The organism is Pseudomonas sp. FDAARGOS_380 (genome assembly GCF_002591235.1).
Lineage (GTDB): Bacteria > Pseudomonadota > Gammaproteobacteria > Pseudomonadales > Pseudomonadaceae > Aquipseudomonas > Aquipseudomonas salmasensis.
Genome location: NZ_CP023969.1, coordinates 5,658,225 through 5,677,954 on the forward strand (window position 1 = coordinate 5,658,225; position 19,730 = coordinate 5,677,954).

Here is a 19,730-nt window from a genome sequence, read left to right on the forward strand (position 1 = left end):
GCACCGCGCTTTGTGTTTGGAAAGATCCCCCATGACCCCTACTCCTCATACCGCCTGGCGCCTGGCGCTGGGCCTGGCCTTTGCGGCCGCCCTGCCCGTTCAAGCCGACGACACCACCCTGACCGGCGACTGGGGCGGCCTGCGCCGCGAACTCGACGCGCAAGGTGTGCGCTTTACCGGTGACTACAGCGGCGAGACAGCCTACAACGCCCACGGCGGCCAACATCGTTCGGCGCGCTACTCGCAAAACGCCAAGCTCGGCGTGCAGTTCGACCTGGGCAAGCTCTACGGCTTCAACAACGGTGACCGCATTCAGCTGACCATCAACGACCGACGCGGCAACAGCGCCTCCGAGGACCTGGTGGGCAACCGCCTGCCGATCCAGGAAAACTACGGCGGCCTCTACACGCGCCTCACCGAGCTGAGTTACGAGCGCACCCTGTTCACGCCAGCGCTGAACGTCAAGCTCGGCTATATGGCCATGGGCAATGACCTCGGCGGCCTGGACAGCGGCATCCTGTGCAACTTCATGAACGCCGGGTTTTGCGGGCATCCGCTGAACATGTCCGGTGGCAGCGGCTGGGCCAACTACCCGAACGCGCACCTCGGTGCCCGGATGAAATACGACTTTTCGCCCAACTGGCAACTGCGCGTGGCGGCGTTCAATGTCGACCCGTCCAGCAACGGCAACGCCAGCCGTGCCTGGCACCTGGGGCCCAAGCACACCACCGGCACCGTGGTGCCCATCGAGCTTATCTACAAGCATGCGGGCGCACTGCCCGGTGAATACAAGCTCGGGTATTACTACGACAGTTCCGATGTAAAACGCATTGGCAGCAACAAGGACGTCAGCGGGCGTGGCGGTCACTACCTCTTGATCGACCAGGCGGTGTGGGCCTTCCCATCCTCCCAAGGCCGCAGCCTGCACGCCTTCGGCCAGTACTCTGCCGCCAGCCAAGCGGCCTCGCCGTTCACCAAGTGGTATGGCGCGGGCGTGGTGCTGTACAAACCGTTCGAAGGTCGCCCGCGCGATACCGTCGCCCTGGGCTATGGCCGCGCGGTGCCCAACCCGCGCAGCCGTGATGTACAGGAGCTGGCAGCGTTCAACGCCGGCACGGCCTACCCAGACCTGGACACCGCCGAACAGTTGATCGAACTCAGTTATGGCTACCAGGCCACGCCTTGGCTGACCTTGCGCCCGGATGTGCAATACATCATCGAGCCGGGGGCGTTTTCCGGTGAGAGCATCGACAATGCGCTGGTGCTGGGCTTGCAAGTCAAAGCGGTGTTCTAGGTCGCGCCCTGCTGATACTGACGCGGCGTACAGCCAAATTCGCGGCGAAACACCGTATGCAGGTACTGCGCAGAGGTGAAGCCGCAGCGTGCGGCAATGTCGGCGATAGCAAGGTTGTGGTTTTCCAGGCCCTTGGCGGCGGCGGCGAGTTTGAAGCGCAAAATCTCATCATGCACGCTGCAGCCGCGGGCCTTGCGAAAATGCGCTTCCAGGGACGAGCGGGAAACACCGACATAAGCGGCGACCTGATCGGTCTTGATACCCTGGCAGGCGTACTGGCGGATAAACAACAACGCCTGCATCACGTAAGGGTTGCCCAGGGGTTGATGCAAACTCGAGGCCTGCACGTTAATGGCGTCCGGCGGCACCAGCACCTGGGCGCCCGTGCAGGGTTTGCCGTGCAACATCTGATGCAACAGCGCCGCAGCGGTGCGGCCCATGGTCTCCGTGCCCTGGATCACCGAACTGAGCGGCACCCGCGTGAGCGTGCGGGTCAGCGGGTCGTTGTCGATGCCGATCAACGCCACCTCCTCCGGCACCGCAATACCTGCGGTCAGGCAGGCTTGCAGCAATTGCCGGGCGCGGGCATCGGTCACCGCGATGATGCCGATAGGCTTGGGCAAGCTGTGCAGCCAGGCAATCTGCTGCTCCACCGCGCTGTCCCACAACGGCGCACTGGTGCCCAGCCCGCGATACACCTCCACCTGCAAGCCATCGCGCTGCATCAAGCGGCGAAAAGCTTTCTCACGCTCCTGAGCCCACCGATTGGCCTGGGCTTCGGGCAGGCTGAAACAGGCAAACCGCGTCAACCCCGCCTCCACCAGATGCTCGTAGGCCAGCTTCATCAGGGCATGGTTATCGGTGGCCACATAGGGAATGCCCTTGGGGTACTTGCCCACATCCTCATAAGAGCCCCCCACCGCCACCACCGGTATCCGACTCCCAGCCAGCGCCTCGCCAATCAGCGGGTCATCGAAGTCAGCAATGATCCCATCGCCCTGCCAACGCTCGATACCGCGCAGGCGACAGAGGAAGTCTTCTTCCAAGAACAGGTCCCAGGATGCACGGGTGCTGCTCAGGTAGTTGCCAATGCCGGCGATGATGCCGCGGTCGTAGATTTTGCTGCCGTTGAACAGCAAGGCGATGCGGTGAACGGGCGGTAGGGTTTTCATTGTTTTTGTCCTGGGGCCGGTCGGTGCAGATGAGTACGCAGAGGTTTGACTGATCAGGATAGCGGGCCTCGGAGGAGGCCCGCTTTGAGGTCACCTAAATCTAAGCAGCACAACCACGACACCCATCCAAATACAGGCAACTATCATCATTGCCAAATCGATAACTAAAAGTCGCTTCAGGTACGGTGGGAACTTCTCGATGTCGACTGGATCAACCTCTCCCATAATGATAGAGGCCCTTGGCCAAACCACCATTCCGGCGATTTTCGACATTTCCAAGAGAGACCAAATCAAACCGCGCCTCCCCAAACTTGTCCCCCATATGTACATATAACGACTATTTTTTAGAGCCTCCTTCATGGCTTCCAGATGACAGTGAGTAAGGTAAAGGCTAAAAGCAAGGCCAGCAGCTGCAAGCAGAATAGGGCCTCCGGCAAAGATAATCGCAACCCAAGGTGGCCAAGTATCGATATTAGTCATGGTTGTATGGCCTCGTAGATCTTTTCACCCACGTATTCACCACCTTGACCACCGTAGGTGGTACCTGCCCATGCGCCAGCTCCTACTAAAGCCGCGACGCAGACCACTCCCCCTATTCCCGTCGTAACACCCAGTGCCAAGCAGACTGAGCCGCCTGTCGCACCGGCTAACGCTCCTGCTCCCACACCAAAAAATGTAGCGCCTGCGAACTTCCCGCCTTCAGTGAACTTAACCCTCTCACATGCAGCTCCAGAATCCCCGTTACATACCTGCTCAATAGCCAGCAACGAAGACACACCGCCAAGGCCAATTCCGATGTAACCACCTGCCTTCATATACTTCGTAGCACGACTGACCGCCTCCACATGAGCGGCATACCCCGGAATCTGCCCCGGCCCACCCGCCTTGTCCCAGTGATGCACCAAGCTGCGGCTGGATATACCCAGGGCCGTTTTCAACTTGGGATGATCGCCCAAGGTGGTCTGCCCGCGCAGGCGGGTGGAGTTGAGCAGATGAGCATCCAACTGATTCATCAACCGTTGGCGATCAGCAAAGAACTGCGCTGACCTAAGATGCCCGTGCTGCCGATAGCTGTCTTGATGCAGGCGCTCCATCGCCTGCAGCGTGTCGCGCAGGTTGCTCAAGTGCTTTTCCATCACCACCGCACTGACGCCGAGCCAGGTTGAGGTTTGGCCGATGAAACCGGCGATCTCTGCACCGTGGCGATACAGAAAGTCAGCCTCGTCCGGCGTCAGTTCGTCCAGTGATGCGCTGACGTGTTGTGCGGCCTGCATCAACTGAGCTTCTTCATACGTGCAGGAGGTGTTTTTCGGATCGCTGAGCACGATCATCGAACCAGCTTTGACGTGGCCTGTGTTGGGATTCAGCGATTGAAACTTGCGCATTACAGCCGGGTCGAGCGTCGGAAAAAGTGTGGCTTCCAGCGCATCGCGGCTCATGCTTTTGGGCACGATGTAAAAACCTGGTTCTTCGCCTATTAGCGCTTTAAATGCGGCAAATGCGGATTGGGGCGACTCACTTGGCGAGGTGGAGGTGCGTTGAGAGGACGCTGCCCAGTGGGTTACTGGCTGGACCGGCTCAGCGGCCAGTCTGTTGGCGCTTACGACCGAGCCACCTCTGCCGTGGTACTCGCCGAATAACGCCAAAGGAATCAGCTCGGCTTTACAGGGACAGCCGCTGTAACTATCCACCGTACCGGCAACAAGCCGGCCATTGCTCTCCATGAAGGAAATGCCGCCGATGATCTTGTACGTTTGCCCATCCTTGCCGCAGGTAACTGGGTCACCTTCGCAGGCACGAAGACGGCCATTCATGTGGGTTGTTTGATCTACGCCCAGCACTTCCCCGCCGCAACTGGTTTTGTCACCTTGACAGATGAAATGACCTACGCTCATTTTTTCGCCTCTTATCCATGTTTTTTTAGCCGTGCTTTCCTGCTCGTCTCGATAAGAAAACTGACGCGTAACGCCTTCCGAGGTAAACGAGCAAGAGCAAGTCAGTGGCAGTCCAAACCTTGAAGAGGCATATCCCCACCGTAAAGTCAGACGTTTCCCTAAATCCTGTACTCCCTGAGCCGTTCTCAGCCCTTCACTCAAAATCGCACTCCCCTTTGGTGATTTTCATAATCAGCCGCCCAGGCGCCATTGCTAGTATCCAGACACCGCCCAGAACAATAAGGAAAACCCCATGCCGTACTTCCCCGGTGTCGAGAAGGTGCGCTTCGAAGGCCCTGCCAGCACCTCTGCCCTCGCGTTTCGTCACTACGACGCCAACAAGCTGATCCTCGGCAAGCCCATGCGTGAGCACCTGCGTATGGCGGCCTGTTATTGGCATACCTTTGTGTGGCCGGGGGCGGATATGTTTGGGATGGGCACGTTCAAACGTCCGTGGCAGCGCAGTGGCGATCCGATGGAGGTGGCCATCGGCAAGGCCGAGGCGGCGTTTGAGTTTTTTTCCAAGCTGGGCATCGACTACTACAGTTTTCATGACACCGATGTGGCGCCCGAAGGCAGCTCGCTCAAGGAGTACCGCAACCACTTTGCGCAAATGGTCGACCACCTGGAGCGCCATCAGGAACAGACCGGCATCAAGCTGTTGTGGGGCACTGCCAATTGCTTCAGCAACCCGCGTTTTGCCGCCGGGGCCGCGAGCAACCCAGACCCGGAGGTATTCGCCTTCGCCGCCGCCCAGGTGTTCAGCGCGATGAATGCCACGCTGCGCCTCAAGGGCGCCAACTATGTGCTGTGGGGTGGCCGTGAAGGCTATGAGACCTTGCTCAACACCGACCTCAAGCGCGAGCGCGAACAGCTCGGGCGTTTTATGCGCATGGTGGTCGAGCACAAGCACAAGATCGGCTTCACGGGTGACCTGTTGATCGAGCCAAAGCCTCAGGAGCCGACCAAACACCAATACGATTACGACAGCGCCACCGTGTTCGGCTTCCTGCATGAGTACGGGCTGGAGCACGAGATCAAAGTGAACATCGAGGCCAACCATGCGACGCTGGCCGGGCACAGTTTTCATCATGAGATCGCCACCGCCGTGTCGTTGGGGATCTTCGGCAGCATCGACGCCAACCGCGGCGACCCGCAGAATGGTTGGGACACCGACCAGTTCCCCAACAGCGTCGAGGAAATGACCCTGGCCACCTATGAAATCCTCAAGGCCGGCGGGTTCAAGAACGGCGGCTATAACTTCGACTCCAAGGTGCGCCGCCAGAGCCTCGACGAGGTAGACCTGTTCCACGGCCACGTCGCCGCCATGGATGTGCTGGCCCTGGCGTTGGAGCGTGCGGCGGCGATGGTGCAGGACGACCGCTTGCAGCAATTCAAGGACCAGCGCTATGCCGGCTGGCAGCAGCCATTGGGCCAGGCGGTGTTGGCCGGTGAGTTCAGCCTGGAGTCATTGGCTGAACATGCCTTTGCCAACGCGCTGGACCCGCAGGCGGTGAGTGGGCGCCAGGAGATGCTTGAGGGCGTTGTGAATCGGTTTATCTATCGGTGACATTTGCACGACAAATCTCTGCACAGAGCGTCGAGTGACGCTCTACAGTTCAACCCGCACCACGCTGTGTCTTTCCAACAACAATAAAAGGACGCACCACCATGAAGTCATTCAAACCTGCCCTGCTCGCCGCAGCCCTGGCGCTGCTCGCCCTGCCGGTAATGGCCGATCCTGCACACCCGAAAATCGGTTTTTCCATCGACGACCTGCGCCTGGAGCGCTGGTCCCGCGACCGTGATTACTTTGTTGCCGCCGCAGAAAAGCTCGACGCCAAGGTGTTCGTGCAGTCTGCCGATGCCAACGAACAGAAGCAGATTGCCCAGATCGAAAACCTCATCTCCCGAGGCGTGGATGTGATCGTGATTGTGCCGTTCAACGCCACGGTGTTGACCAACGCGGTGGCCGAAGCCAAGAAGGCCGGGATCAAGGTAGTGTCCTATGATCGCCTGATCCTCAATGCCGATATCGACGCCTACATTTCCTTCGATAACGAAAAAGTCGGCGAGATGCAGGCCAGCGGCGTGTTGCAAGCGGCGCCCAAGGGCAATTACTTCCTGCTGGGCGGTGCGCCGACGGACAACAACGCCAAAGTGCTACGCGAAGGTCAGATGAAGGTGCTGCAACCGGCCATCGACAAAGGTGATATCAAGATCGTCGGCCAGCAATGGGTCAAGGAATGGAACCCTACCGAAGCCTTGAGCATCGTCGAAAACGCCCTGACCCGTAACGACAACAAGATCGACGCTATTGTCGCCTCCAACGACGCCACCGCCGGCGGTGCGATCCAGGCCCTGGCTGCGCAGAAGCTGGCGGGCAAGGTGCCGATCTCCGGCCAGGACGCTGACCTGGCGGCGATCAAGCGCGTGATCGATGGCACCCAGACCATGACCGTGTACAAGCCACTCAAGCTGATCGCCACCGAAGCGGCCAAGCTTTCGGTACAACTGGCGCGCAGCGAAAAGCCTACCTACAGCTCGCAATATGACAATGGCAGCAAGAAGGTGGACACCATCCTGCTTACGCCGACGCCGTTGACCAAAGCCAACATCGACCTGTTGGAAAAGGACGGTTTCTACACCAAAGAGCAGATCGCCGGGCAATGACCGTGGCCGCCGATTATCTGCTGCAAATGAACGGCATCGTCAAAAGCTTTGGCGGTGTCAACGCTCTCAACGGCATAGACATCAAGGTCAAGCCTGGGGAATGCGTGGGCCTGTGCGGTGAAAACGGTGCGGGTAAATCCACCTTGATGAAGGTGCTGTCGGCGGTGTACCCGCACGGCACCTGGGAGGGGGAAATTCTCTGGGAGGGGCAGCCGCTCAAGGCCCAGTCCATCCGCGAAACCGAGGCGGCCGGGATTGTCATCATTCACCAGGAGCTGACCCTGGTGCCCGACCTGTCGGTGGCCGAGAACATCTTCATGGGCCACGAACTGACCCTGCCCGGTGGGCGCATGAACTACCCGGCGATGCTGCACCGCGCCGAAGCCTTGATGCGCGAACTCAAGGTGCCGGACATGAACGTGGCGCTGCCGGTATCGCAGTATGGCGGCGGCTACCAGCAACTGGTGGAGATCGCCAAGGCGCTGAACAAACAGGCGCGCCTGTTGATCCTCGACGAGCCTTCCTCGGCCCTGACCCGTGGCGAAATCGAGGTGCTGCTGGACATCATCCGGGGCCTCAAGGCCAAGGGCGTGGCCTGCGTGTACATCTCGCACAAACTCGATGAAGTGGCGGCGGTGTGCGACACCATCGCCGTGATTCGCGACGGCAAGCACATCGCGACCACTGCCATGGCAGACATGGACATCCCGCAGATCATCACGCAGATGGTCGGCCGCGAAATGAGCAACCTCTACCCCACCGAGCCCCATGACGTGGGCGAGGTGATCTTCGAGGCGCGTAACGTCACCTGCTACGACGTCGACAACCCCAAGCGCAAGCGCGTCGACGACATTTCCTTCGTGCTCAGGCGCGGCGAAATCCTCGGCATCGCCGGCTTGGTGGGGGCCGGGCGCACGGAGTTGGTGTCGGCTTTGTTCGGCGCGTACCCCGGCCGCTACAGCGCCGAGGTGTGGCTGCACGGCCAGGTAATCGACACGCGCACGCCGCTCAAGTCGATCCGCGCGGGGCTGTGCATGGTGCCCGAAGACCGCAAGCGCCAAGGCATTATCCCCGACCTGGGTGTGGGCCAGAACATCACCCTGGCGGTGCTCGACACCTACGCGCATATGACCCGCATCAACGCCGAGGCCGAACTGGGCAGCATCGACCAGCAGATCAGCCGCATGCACCTCAAGACCGCCAGCCCATCGCTGCCGATCACCAGCCTCTCAGGCGGCAACCAGCAAAAGGCCGTGCTGGCGAAAATGCTGATGGCCAAGCCCAAGGTGCTGATCCTCGACGAACCCACACGCGGCGTGGACGTGGGCGCCAAGTACGAGATCTACAAACTGATGGGCGCGCTGGCGGCCGAAGGCGTGTCGATCATCATGGTGTCCTCGGAATTGGCCGAAGTGCTCGGCGTGTCCAACCGCGTGCTGGTGATTGGCGACGGCCAGTTGCGCGGGGACTTCATCAATGACGGGCTCACCCAGGAACAGGTGCTCGCCGCCGCGCTCAGCCAAAACAATAACAATCGGAAGACCGCGTAGATGAACCAGGTCAAACACCTTTTTACCCGCTACAAAATGCTCGCGCTGGTGATCGCAGTGGCGTTCATCTGGCTGTTTTTCAGTTGGCAGACCGAGGGTGGTTTTCTCACCCCGCGCAACCTCTCCAACCTGCTGCGGCAGATGTCGATCACCGGGATATTGGCGTGCGGCATGGTGCTGGTGATCATCAGCGGCGAGATCGACTTGTCGGTGGGCTCGCTGCTCGGATTACTGGGTGGGCTGGCGGCGATTCTGGATGTGGTTTATCACGTACCGCTATTGGCCAACCTGAGCCTGGTGGCGCTGTGCGGCTTGATGATCGGCTTGGCCAACGGCTATATGACCGCTTACCTGCGCATTCCCTCGTTCATCGTCGGCCTGGGCGGAATGTTGGCGTTTCGCGGGATTCTGCTCGGGATTACCGGCGGCACCACCATTGCGCCGGTGTCGCCGTCGCTGGTGTATGTGGGCCAGGGGTATTTGCCCCACAACGTCGGCATCGGGCTTGGGGTGTTGCTGTTTGCGCTGACGCTGTTCCTCACCTGGAAACAACGGCGCAACCGTGCGCTGCATGGCCTGGCCGCGCACTCATTGCTGCGCGATGCGCTGCGGGTGGTGCTGATTGGCGCGGTGCTCGCAGGCTTTGTCACCACCCTCAACCGCTACGACGGCATCCCGGTGCCGGTGCTGCTGTTGCTGGCGTTGCTGGGGGTGTTCAGCTATGTCACGCACCAGACCGTGTTCGGCCGCCGGGTGTATGCGGTGGGCAGCAATATGGAGGCCACGCGGCTGTCGGGCATCAATGTGCAAGCGGTGAAACTGTGGATTTTCGGCATCATGGGGGTGATGTGCGCGCTGGCTGGCCTGGTCAATACCGCAAGGCTGGCGGCGGGTTCGCCGTCGGCGGGCAACATGGGTGAACTCGATGCCATCGCGGCGTGCTTTATTGGCGGCACTTCGATGCGCGGTGGGTCGGGCACGGTGTATGGCGCGTTGCTGGGGGCGTTGGTGATTACCAGTTTGGACAATGGGATGTCGATGCTGGATGTGGACAGCTACTGGCAGATGATCGTCAAGGGCAGCATTTTGGTGCTGGCGGTGTGGGTGGATGTGAGTACGCGCTCGGGCAGGCGATAAGTTATCCGCCAGAGCACCACTGATCACCCTGTGGGAGCTGGCTTGCCTGCGATGGCGGCCTAACAGTCGACGCCTATCTATCTGACACCCCAATGATCCCACTGTGGGAGCGGGCTTGCTCGCGAAGGCGGCCTGGCAGTCAACACAGTTGGATTGTGTACATATCCATTGCTGCGGTCACGGCCGCTTAGGGTTCCGCCTGACGGCGGGTCACTTTGGAAAAGAGCCCCAAAGTAACCAAAGGGCTCTTGCCCCACCACTCGGCACCTCGCTTGAGCTCGGTGTGCCCGTAATCCGCCAGTGATTTGGGGGGCCGCCGCCACGCGCCATCCATGGCGCGGGGCGGCTAAACCGGCATCCCTGCCGGTTTACCCCCCAAATCCCTGTCGAATTCCGGCCAGCGTGGTTTAACGGGGCGCTTAAGATCAAAAGCAGATCAAGAGCAAGAGCGGCTCGCTTCGCATCGTGGTTACCGGCGGTCGCAGGCAAGCCACATTGATCGTATTGCACGCTTGGGTTAGTGGCATCTGGTCATGGTTTGTAAAAGGCCAGCAAGGCGTGTCCCTTTAAATTGCAGGACGTTTCCTAGACAATCCTTGCCGCCTTGTGCCTGCTGGAATCGGTGGCTAGTCTGCGGTCCGTCACTGCCAAATCAGTGATCGGGTTTAGTCGCCCGGTTTAAGAACAGGCGCATGCTCCCATGAAGCTTTATGGTGGCTGTGCGCAGGGCGCCTTCTGGCGCGCCGGGTTCCTGTTCTGTCCGGTCGACTAACCTGCGTACAGCCGCCACCTTCGTTTAGTCGCGAAAAGTGTCAGCTCCTTGATATCAGACAGGAACTACACCATGAATAAAGTACTACCCGACCCACCCATCGATCCCGCAAAAGACCGCGCCGCTTTCAACCGCGCCATCGACCACTACCTGCCTACCCAAGGCTTCCATTGCGTCAACGAAGACCTGAGTTTCGAAGACGCCCTGCTCTACACCGCCAGCCTGCTCGACAGTGCTTCTGCCACGGCACTCGATTGCGGTGAGCTGCTGCAAAGCCCTGAACGGGCGAAGATCCTGGCGGTGTGGCATCTGCTGGAAATTGCAAAAACCACGGTAGATCGCTCCATCGAGTGCCTGACCGGCACCAAAGCCTCTGCTTGACTGTAGGAGCGAGCTTGCTCGCTCCTACAATGGGTGGGGGAACAGCCCCCGTAAGCCTCATTTTTCCCTCGGGTTATTGCGGATAAAAACTAAAAGTCCATAATGGACAAATTAGTTTATCCGGAGAATCCCATGCCCACGACGCCCCTCGTTATCGACCAGGCCCAGGCCCGTACCTTGCTGGCTCAAGTCGACGTGCCGTTGATCCTGCGCAAATTGTTTTGCGACCTCGCCGCCGGGCAAGCGGTGCAGCCGGCGCAACAATTGGTGGAGTTTCCCCAGGGTGCCGGGGATTTCATCAACTACTTGGGCGTATTGGCCGAAGACGGGGTGTACGGGGTCAAGACTTCGCCCTACATCGTGCGCGAGCAAGGCCCGTTGGTGACGGCGTGGACACTGTTGATGTCGATGCACAGCGGCCAGCCGTTGCTGTTGTGCGATGCCGCTGAATTGACCACCGCCCGCACCGCCGCCACCACGGCCTTGGCGGTGGATGCGCTGGCCCCGGCGGCGGCGCAACGCTTGGCGATCATCGGCAGCGGCAAGGTCGCCCAGGCGCACCTGCGTTATGTGCAGAACCTGCGCGACTGGCAGCAGATCCGCCTGTATTCGCCCAACCTGAGCAGCGCCGAAACGCGAGCGCAGTGGGCCTGCCTGGACCCGCGCCTGACCCTCGCCGCCACCTGCGAGGCCGCCCTGGAAGACGCGGATGTGATCCTGCTGTGCACCTCGTCCGCCGGCCCGGTCATCGACCCGTCACGCTTGAGCAAACCCGCGTTGATCACCTCCATCAGCACCAACGCACCGCGTGCCCATGAAGTGCCGCCGCAATGCCTTAACCAAATGCACGTGTTCTGCGACTATCGCCAGACCACCCCGGATTCAGCCGGTGAGATGCTGATCGCCAGCGAACAGCACGGCTGGGACAAACGCACGATTGTCGGCGACCTGCCCGAATTGTTCAGCGACATGGCCCAACGCCCGGCCTACGATCGTCACGTCTTTTTCCGCTCCATCGGCCTGGGCCTGGAAGACATCGCCCTGGCCAATGCCCTCTACAAATTGTAGGAGCGAGCTTGCTCGCGAAGACCTCACAGGCACTGCGGTCACACAGGATAGGCGCTTTATCGTTAACGTTTTTCGCGAGCAAGCTCGCTCCTACAATGCTTATTTCAGGAGACCTTCATGAGCCACGCAGACTTCATCATTATCGGCGGCGGCATTGCCGGTGCGTCCACCGGGTTCTGGTTGTCGCAGCACGGCAAGGTGTTGGTGCTGGAACGTGAAAACCACCCGGCGTATCACTCCACCGGGCGTTCGGCGGCGCTCTACACCGCCGCATACGGCACCCCGCAAGTGCGCGCGCTGACCTTGGCCAGCCGGGCCTTCTTCGACCAGCCACCCGCAGGCTTCTGCGAACACCCATTGCTGACACCACGGGGCGAAATGACCGTGGATTTCAACGGCGACCCGGCCGAACTCGACAGCCAGTACCTGAGTGCCAAGGCCACCGTAGAGCAGGTGCAGCGCTTGACGGCCGATGAAGCCTGTGCACGCTTGCCGATCCTGCGCCGTGAAAAAGTCCACGGGGCTATCTACGACCCCACCGCTTGCGACATTGACACCGACGCCCTGCACCAAGGCTACTTGCGCGGTATCCGCCGCAACCAGGGCGACGTGCGCACCGACAGCCATGTGCTGGGCTTGAGCCGCAACGCCGACGGCCTGTGGCAGGTGCGCACCCAGGACGCGAGCTTCACTGCGCCGGTCATTATCAACGCCGCCGGCGCCTGGGCCGACCATATCGGCGGGCTGGCAGGCGCGGCATCCATCGGCCTGCAGCCCAAGCGCCGCTCGGCCTTTGTTTTCGCCGGCCCCGAGGGCATGGACAGCCACGACTGGCCGATGCTGGTGGCCCTCGACGAAGCGTTCTACATGAAACCCGATGCCGGCATGTTCCTCGGCTCACCGGCCAACGCCGACCCGGTAGAACCCCAGGATGTACAACCCGAAGAGCTGGATATTGCCATGGGCATCTACCAGATCGAGGAAGCCACCACCCTGACCATCCGCCGCCCGACGCGCACCTGGGCGGGCTTGCGCAGTTTTGTGCAGGACGGTGATTTGCTGTCGGGCTTTGACCCGCAAGTACCGGGGCTGTTCTGGGTGGCGGCGCAAGGTGGCTACGGCATCCAGACCTCACCCGCCATGGGCCAGGCAAGCGCGGCCCTGGTGCGCGGCGAACCGCTGCCCGAGGCACTGACCCGGTTCGGCCTGGACGCTGGTATGCTCTCCCCGGTCCGCCTGGAGCCCCATTGATGAACACTGCTGAACAAGACAAGGTCATGCAGAACTTCCGCGCGATTGCCGATGCAATCGCCACGCTGTTCTTTCCCCATGCAGAAGTGGTGCTGCACGACCTGCGCACGCAAACCGTGGATTACATCGCCAATAACCTGTCCAAGCGCAGCCTGGGTGACGACTCGGCGCTGGAGGAAATGCTCGACGGCGACGTCAGCGAGGTGAATATCGGCCCTTACGAAAAGCTCAATTGGGACGGGCAAAAAATCCGCAGCCTGAGCACCGTGCTGCACGACCACAAAGGCCGCCGGCTGGCTGTGCTGTGCATCAACCTGAATATTTCACTGTTCGAAACGGCCAAGGCAGCGCTGGATTTATTCCTGTCGCCAAGCAAGCTGATTGCACAGCCGGACGCGCTGTTTCGTGATGACTGGCAGGAGCGTATCAACACCTTCCTGCATGCCTGGCTGCGCGAGCGTCAGTTGAGCCTGAACCTGTTGACCCGCGACCATAAACGCGAACTGGTGCTGGCGCTGCATGCCGAGGGGGCATTCAAGGGCAAGAGCGCCTCCAACTATGTGGCCAATGTGCTGGGCATGGGGCGGGCGACGGTCTACAAGCATTTGAAAGAATTGAAGGCATGATCCGTTGTAGGAGCGAGCTTGCTCGCGAAGAACTTTAACGATAACGCGTGCATTCTGGGTAAACGCGGTGCCTGAGAGTTCTTCGCGAGCAAGCTCGCTCCTACAAGAGTTCGATCCGAGGGGATCAGTCGCCGTAGATATCGGCCTTGAAGTACTGCTGTGAAATCTTCTGGTATTCGCCGCTGGCGCGAATGCCGTCGATGGCCGCGTTCAATTCGCTGACCAATTCGCCATTGCCCTTGCGCACTGCAATACCGGCGCCCTCGCCCACGTATTTCGGGTCCTTGAGCTCTGGGCCGACAAAGGCATAACCCTGCCCGCGCGGCATCGACAGGAAGTCGCTCAGGGGGATGGTGTCGGCAAAGATCGCATCCAGACGCCCCGCTGCCAGGTCCATGTAGACTTCTTCGTTATTGCTGTAGCGCTTGACGTTGATGCCCTTGGGCTCGAACACCTCGGTGGCATACCGGTCGGTGGTGGTGGCGCGCTGCACCCCGACGTTCTTGCCCTTGAGGCTGGCGTACTGGTCATCCACTACGGCGCCGTCCTTCATCACCAGGCGCGACGAGGTGAAGTAGTACTTGTGGGTGAAATCCACCGACTTCTTGCGGTCTTCGTTGATGGTCATGGACGACAACGCCATGTCGATCTTCTTGACCTTGAGGGACGGAATCAGCCCGTCGAACTCACCTTCGATCCACACGCACTTGACCTTCATTTGCGCGCACAGGGCGTTGCCGATGTCGTAGTCGAAACCGACGATCTTGCCGTCGCCGGTCTTGGAGGCGAACGGTGGGTAAGCCGCCTCGATACCAATACGCAGGGTTTTCTCGGCGGCCAGCAAGTGGCTGGAGGCGAACAGGCTCAGGGCCAGGGCGGGAAGGAGGTGGCGTTTCTTCATGAGGGGGTTCTCGCAAGTTGTTGTTGGTTTGGCAAGAGTGAAGAAAAACGTGCAGCGGCTTTTTTGTACTTATAATTCCATACTGGACTTTTATGTGTTTAGCCGTCAACAGGCAAAAAAAATGTGGGAGGGCTTGAGCCCTTCCCACATCAGATCCTGCAGCACAGCTTAAACCTTACTTGGACACCGGCATCGCAAACTCCGCACCTTGCTCGATGCTCTCCGACCAGCGCTGCATGATCGACTTCTGCTTGGTGTAGAAGCGCACGCCCTCGGTGCCATAGGCATGCATGTCGCCGAACAGGCTCTTCTTCCAGCCACCAAAACCGTGCCAGGCCATGGGCACCGGAATCGGCACGTTGATACCGACCATGCCCACTTCGATGCGCCGCGCAAACTCACGGGCAATGTTGCCATCGCGGGTGAAGCAACTGACGCCGTTGCCGAACTCGTGGTCGTTGACCAGCTTCACCGCCTCGGCAAAATCGTTCACCCGTACACAGGCCAGCACCGGGCCGAAGATTTCTTCGCGGTAGATGCTCATGTCCTGGGTCACGTGGTCGAACAAGGTCGCGCCCAACCAGAAGCCATTTTCTAAGCCCGGCTCGGTAGGCACGTAGTCACGGCCATCGAGCAGCAACTGCGCGCCGGCGTGTATACCCTGTTCGATATAGCCACTGATGCGTTCCAGCGCAGCCCGCGACACGATCGGGCCCATCTCGGCTTTCAAATCGCGGCCATCGGTGATGCGCAACGTCTTGGCGCGCTCGGTCAAGGCGGCGATGACTTTGTCACCCACATCACCCACCAGCACCGCCACCGAGATCGCCATGCAGCGCTCGCCGGCACTGCCGTAGGCGGCGCCCATCAGCGCGTCCACGGTGCGTTCGATATCGGCGTCGGGCATCACCACCATATGGTTTTTCGCCCCGCCCAGGCCTTGCACGCGCTTGCCGTTGCGGGCGCCGCTCTCGTAGATGTATTGGGCAATTGGCGTGGAACCCACGAAGCTCAGGGCCTTGACGTCCGGGTGTTCGATCAGCGCGTCCACCGACTCTTTATCACCCTGCACCACGTTGAACACGCCCTTGGGCAGGCCAGCTTCACGCAGCAACTCGGCCATGAACAGCGAAGCGCTCGGGTCAGTGGGGCTGGGCTTGAGAATAAAGGTGTTACCCGCCGCAATGGCAATGGGGTACATCCACATCGGGACCATCACCGGGAAGTTGAACGGGGTCACGCCGGCGACCACGCCCAGCGGCTGGCGCATCGTCCAGTTGTCCATGCCACGGGAGACCTGGTCGGAGTGTTCGCCCTTGAGCAGGTTGGGAATGCCACAGGCGAATTCGAGAATGTCGATGCCACGGTCGACTTCGCCCTGGGCATCGGTGAACACCTTGCCGTGCTCGGCGACGATGATGCGCGCCAGGTCGTCCTTGCGTTCGCGCAACAGGTGCAGGTATTGGAACAACACGCGGGCGCGACGGATCGGCGGGGTGTCGGCCCAGCCGGCAAACGCGGCCTGGGCAGCGGCGACGGCTTCGGCCACCGTCTGGCGGCTGGCCAGGGCCACGCGCGCGGTGACTTCACCGGTGGCCGGGTTGTAGACGTCCTGATAACGGTCATCGCGGCTGACGCGCTGGTCGTTGATGTAGTGCTCGATGGTTGCAGTCATGGCAGTCGATCCAGGTGGGTAGCGTTGGGCCACACGATAGGCTTTCGCTTTGTTCCGAACCAGAGCAGAATCCAGAACTTATTGTCCTTATAGGCGAACAATGCACCCATGGAAAAGGCTGAGATCGAAGGGCTGTGGACCCACATTCACTGGCTGTCGGTGCTGGAGGAACAAGGCACCTACACCGCCGCCGCCGCGCGCCTGGGGGTGAGTAAATCGGCGGTGAGCCAGCGCATTTCCGACCTGGAAAAGGCCACCGGCACGCGCCTGGTGACGCGCACCACCCGCAGCGTGCGGCTGACCGATGCGGGGCTGTCACTGACTCGCGAAGTGCGCAGCGCCTACGCGCAGATCGCCCGCAGTTTTTCCTCGGTGCGCGACTCGGTCGGGGAAATACGCGGGCTGGTGCGCCTGACCGCTCCCGTGGCCTTCGCCCGGCAACAACTGGTGCCGCACCTGTCTGGCTTTTTGCAGCAGTACCCCCAGGTGCGTATCCAACTGGACGTCTCCGATGCCTTGAGCTCACTGGCCGCCGAGGGTTACGACCTGGCGGTGCGTCACGGCTTCCAAGTGCCAGAAACCCATGTGGCCTGGAAGCTGTGCGACACCACCTCGGTGCTGGTCGCCACCCATGATTACCTGCAACGCCACGGCGAACCTCGCGAGCCGGGCGATCTGTCGGCCCACAACTGCCTGTTTTACCCACGCGGCACCGACCAACCCGCCTGGACCTTCGAACGCGGCAGCCAACCCCTCGAGCGCCTCACCGTGCCCATCGCCGGCAGCTTTGCTACCAACAACAGCGAAGCCTTGCGCGACGCCGCACTCAACCACCTGGGCATCGCCCTGCTCCCGGACTTCAGCGCCCAGGCGGCGCTGGACGCGGGCAAAGTGGTACAGGTATTGAAGGACTGGACACTCAAAGGCGCGTTTGCCGATGAGATCTATCTGATACGGCCCTACTCGCCCCATGTGCCCAAGTCGGTGAGTGCGTTGGTCAACTACCTGAAGGACAAACTCTCGGGCGGGTTCCGCTAGGCTTAAGGGTTAAAAGTCCACCGTCGCCGACAGCTGCAAAGTACGTGGATAGCCCGGCGAGAAGGCGCCGTAAGACGCGACGCCCGACCAGTACTCGCGGTCAAATACGTTCTGCACGGTGGCGCGCAAGGTGGTGGGCCGCCCTTCAATCTTGGTCGCGTAGCGTACGCCGGCATCAATGCGCGTCCAGGCATCCAGCTCCTGAGTGTTGGCCTGGTTGATGTATTGGCTGTCGGTATAGATCGCCCCGCCGGTGAGGGTAAAACCTTCCAGCCACGGGGTGTCGTACTCGGCCCACAGGTTGGCCTGGATGTCGGGCACGCCGACCGGCTTGTTGCCTCGGTTGGCGGCGGTCGCCGACTGGGTCAGCTCGCCATCGAGCAAGGTCACGCCGCCCATCAAGCGCGTGCCAGGCGCCACTTCGCCGTATACGCTCAGCTCGACGCCGCGGTTGCGCTGCTCGGCCTGCACTGAATACACACCGTCGGCACCCAGTTCGCCGCTGGGCTTTTCGATCTGGAACAACGCCAGGGTGGTCATGAAGGTGCCGTGTTCATACTTCACGCCCAGTTCGTGCTGCTTGGATTCATAAGGCGCGAAGGTTTCACCGGCATTGCTGGCCGTGCCCGGCGCGATATCGCCTTTGCTCAGCCCCTCGACATAGTTGTAGTAGAGCGACACGTCATCCCAGGGCTTGACCACCACGCCCACCAAAGGCGTGGTCGCAGCGTCTTTGTAGCGGGAACTCACCACACCCGCGGCGCTGTAGTTACGCGACTCGATGTCCTGGCGACGCACGCCCAGGGTCAACTGGATGCGCTCATCCAGAAAGCCCAGGGTGTCGGTGAGCGCCACGCCGGACAGCTCCGATTCGGAGATGCGCAGCACTTTCGGCGCCCGCAGGTTTTGCTTGGGCGTGTCTACCGGGTGATAGATGTTGGAGCGGATCTCGGTGCCGTTGTTGATGCCGCGAGACAGCTCGTCCTGGTAACGGGTCGCCATCAGCGTGGTGGTGTGGGTGATCGGGCCGGTGGCGAACTGCGCCCGCAGGCCCACATCGGCGGTGGAACGGTCGACGTTGAACTTGTAGTAGCCCGGAATGTTACTGGTGTCGCCAGCATCATTGAGGATGCGCGGCACCTGGTCCGACAGGCGCTTGACATCCGACCGCCCGCCGCCGGCATGGGCGAACACGGTGAGCGAATCGCTGAGGTCATATTCACCGCCGAGCAAGGCCGATTGCTCCTTGGTGTCCGACCAGCCCCACTTCTGCGGCAGGCTGGTGCGGCCATTGGGGGCCGAAGGCACCTGCACGCCCGGCGCCAGGGTGAACGGGCGCGAGGCGCCTTCGAAACTTTCTTTCTGGCTGATGTAGTCCAGGTTCAGGCGCAGGCGCTCGCCGCGATAATCCAGGGCAATGGCGCCCACCCCCACGTCGCGATGCTGATCGTCCACGGCGGTGTCGCCCCCTTGCAGGCTGCCGTTGAAGCGCACGCCAAACTGGTTCTCCTCACCGAAACGGCGGCTGATATCCAGGTGGCCGCCGACCTGGGTGTCGGAGGCGTAACTGCCGGTAAAGCGGGTGAGGTCCTGGTCCAGCGGGCGCTTGGGCACGATGTTGATCACCCCGCCCACACCGCTGTTGGGCGAGATGCCGTACATCAGCGCCCCCGGCCCCTTGAGCACTTCAACACGCTCGGCGTACTCGGTGAAGGCGCGGTAGTTGGGCGCCACGCCATACACGCCGTCATAGGCCAACTCACCCAGGTTGCCCTCGCCAATCGCAAAGCCCCGCACGAAAAACGAGTCGACAATACCGCCGGTCTGCCCGGTAGAACGCACTGAAGGGTCGCGCTCCAGCGCATCGGCCACCGTCACCGTCTGCAGGTCGGCGAGGGTCTTGGCGGTGTAGCTGGTCACGCTGAACGGCGTGTCCATCACGTCCTTGTTGCCCAGCATGCCCAGGCGCGCGCCACGGGCCACCTGGCCGCCAGCGAGCACCTCGGGCAGGTCGGTGGGGCCCAGATAGCGGGCGTTGACGTTCGTCGCGTCAAGGGTCAGGCTCTGCGCGCTGTCGTCGGCTGACTCGGCGGTGGCGGCCCAGGCGTTGCCGCTGGCAGCAGCCAGCAACAGGGCGGTACGAATAGCGAGGGTTAACCGGCTGGCAACAGGCATGACGTCAGGGCCCTTTGATCAAGTGAAGTAAGAATTACGCTTGATGCCAGTCGACGCGTGAAAAAGTATCACCCTTGCCGCGA

The 19,730-nt window shown here is 61.1% G+C and carries 16 protein-coding genes; 10 read left to right on the forward strand and 6 right to left on the reverse strand.

Translation table 11 applies throughout. The features are described 5' to 3' along the window. Window positions 1–31 precede the first annotated feature (31 nt). Entirely contained in the window at window positions 32–1,294 is a 1,263-nt protein-coding gene (locus CRN80_RS26260) for a carbohydrate porin (protein WP_098951944.1), read from the forward strand. Here the strand turns inward: CRN80_RS26260 and CRN80_RS26265 are convergent. The 3 genes from CRN80_RS26265 to CRN80_RS26275 form a co-directional block, all read right to left on the reverse strand. After that, window positions 1,291–2,466: a XylR family transcriptional regulator gene (locus CRN80_RS26265; RefSeq protein WP_098951946.1), complete on the reverse strand. Its 1,176-nt coding sequence runs from the start codon at window positions 2,464–2,466 to the stop codon at window positions 1,291–1,293. The two genes, CRN80_RS26260 and CRN80_RS26265, sit on opposite strands and share 4 nt — an antisense overlap. 90 nt (window positions 2,467–2,556) lie before the next feature. Beyond that, a complete protein-coding gene (locus CRN80_RS26270) occupies window positions 2,557–2,946 on the reverse strand; it encodes a hypothetical protein (RefSeq protein ID WP_034127135.1) in 390 nt (129 codons plus the stop codon). Continuing rightward, window positions 2,943–4,361 (reverse strand): PAAR domain-containing protein, encoded by a 1,419-nt coding sequence (locus tag CRN80_RS26275; protein WP_098951948.1) that lies wholly within the window; start codon window positions 4,359–4,361, stop codon window positions 2,943–2,945. Before CRN80_RS26275 ends, CRN80_RS26270 begins: the two co-directional genes overlap by 4 nt. Window positions 4,362–4,653: 292 nt before the next feature. Between CRN80_RS26275 and xylA the strand changes: the two genes are divergently transcribed. The 8 genes from xylA (at window position 4,654) to CRN80_RS26315 (ending at window position 13,858) form a co-directional block, all read left to right on the forward strand. After that, window positions 4,654–5,970 (forward strand): xylose isomerase, encoded by a 1,317-nt coding sequence (gene xylA / locus CRN80_RS26280; RefSeq protein WP_032892313.1) that lies wholly within the window; start codon window positions 4,654–4,656, stop codon window positions 5,968–5,970. A gap of 101 nt (window positions 5,971–6,071) precedes the next feature. Further along, complete coding sequence (gene xylF / locus CRN80_RS26285) at window positions 6,072–7,073, forward strand: D-xylose ABC transporter substrate-binding protein (RefSeq protein WP_078802911.1); 1,002 nt, start codon at window positions 6,072–6,074, stop codon at window positions 7,071–7,073. Further along, window positions 7,070–8,623 (forward strand): D-xylose ABC transporter ATP-binding protein, encoded by a 1,554-nt coding sequence (xylG, locus tag CRN80_RS26290; RefSeq protein WP_098951950.1) that lies wholly within the window; start codon window positions 7,070–7,072, stop codon window positions 8,621–8,623. The genes xylF and xylG overlap by 4 nt, the downstream gene beginning before the upstream one ends. Then, a complete protein-coding gene (locus CRN80_RS26295; protein ID WP_032892316.1) occupies window positions 8,624–9,760 on the forward strand; it encodes a sugar ABC transporter permease in 1,137 nt (378 codons plus the stop codon). An 844-nt stretch (window positions 9,761–10,604) separates the two neighbouring features. Then, window positions 10,605–10,913 (forward strand): DUF6124 family protein, encoded by a 309-nt coding sequence (locus CRN80_RS26300; RefSeq protein WP_098951952.1) that lies wholly within the window; start codon window positions 10,605–10,607, stop codon window positions 10,911–10,913. A 132-nt stretch (window positions 10,914–11,045) separates the two neighbouring features. Continuing rightward, a complete protein-coding gene (locus CRN80_RS26305) occupies window positions 11,046–11,981 on the forward strand; it encodes an ornithine cyclodeaminase family protein (RefSeq protein ID WP_098951953.1) in 936 nt (311 codons plus the stop codon). A gap of 117 nt (window positions 11,982–12,098) precedes the next feature. After that, window positions 12,099–13,232, forward strand: coding sequence for an FAD-binding oxidoreductase (locus CRN80_RS26310; RefSeq protein WP_098951955.1), 1,134 nt, complete (start codon window positions 12,099–12,101; stop codon window positions 13,230–13,232). Then, window positions 13,232–13,858 (forward strand): transcriptional regulator, encoded by a 627-nt coding sequence (locus tag CRN80_RS26315; protein ID WP_098951957.1) that lies wholly within the window; start codon window positions 13,232–13,234, stop codon window positions 13,856–13,858. Before CRN80_RS26310 ends, CRN80_RS26315 begins: the two co-directional genes overlap by 1 nt. Before the next feature lie 124 nt (window positions 13,859–13,982). On the opposite strand, the gene CRN80_RS26320 is transcribed toward CRN80_RS26315, so the two are convergent. Continuing rightward, complete coding sequence (locus tag CRN80_RS26320; RefSeq protein ID WP_098951958.1) at window positions 13,983–14,759, reverse strand: ABC transporter substrate-binding protein; 777 nt, start codon at window positions 14,757–14,759, stop codon at window positions 13,983–13,985. Between the two features lie 175 nt (window positions 14,760–14,934). After that, window positions 14,935–16,434 carry a CoA-acylating methylmalonate-semialdehyde dehydrogenase gene (locus CRN80_RS26325; protein WP_098951960.1) on the reverse strand — a complete coding sequence of 500 codons (1,500 nt, stop codon included), beginning with the start codon at window positions 16,432–16,434 and terminating at the stop codon, window positions 14,935–14,937. A gap of 108 nt (window positions 16,435–16,542) precedes the next feature. Between CRN80_RS26325 and CRN80_RS26330 the strand changes: the two genes are divergently transcribed. Then, on the forward strand, window positions 16,543–17,472 hold the full coding sequence (locus CRN80_RS26330; RefSeq protein WP_098951962.1) for a LysR family transcriptional regulator: 930 nt from the start codon (window positions 16,543–16,545) through the stop codon (window positions 17,470–17,472). 9 nt (window positions 17,473–17,481) lie between these two features. Here CRN80_RS26330 and CRN80_RS26335 read toward each other — a convergent pair whose 3' ends face one another. Further along, on the reverse strand, window positions 17,482–19,647 hold the full coding sequence (locus CRN80_RS26335) for a TonB-dependent siderophore receptor (RefSeq protein ID WP_098951963.1): 2,166 nt from the start codon (window positions 19,645–19,647) through the stop codon (window positions 17,482–17,484). Window positions 19,648–19,730 lie beyond the last annotated feature (83 nt).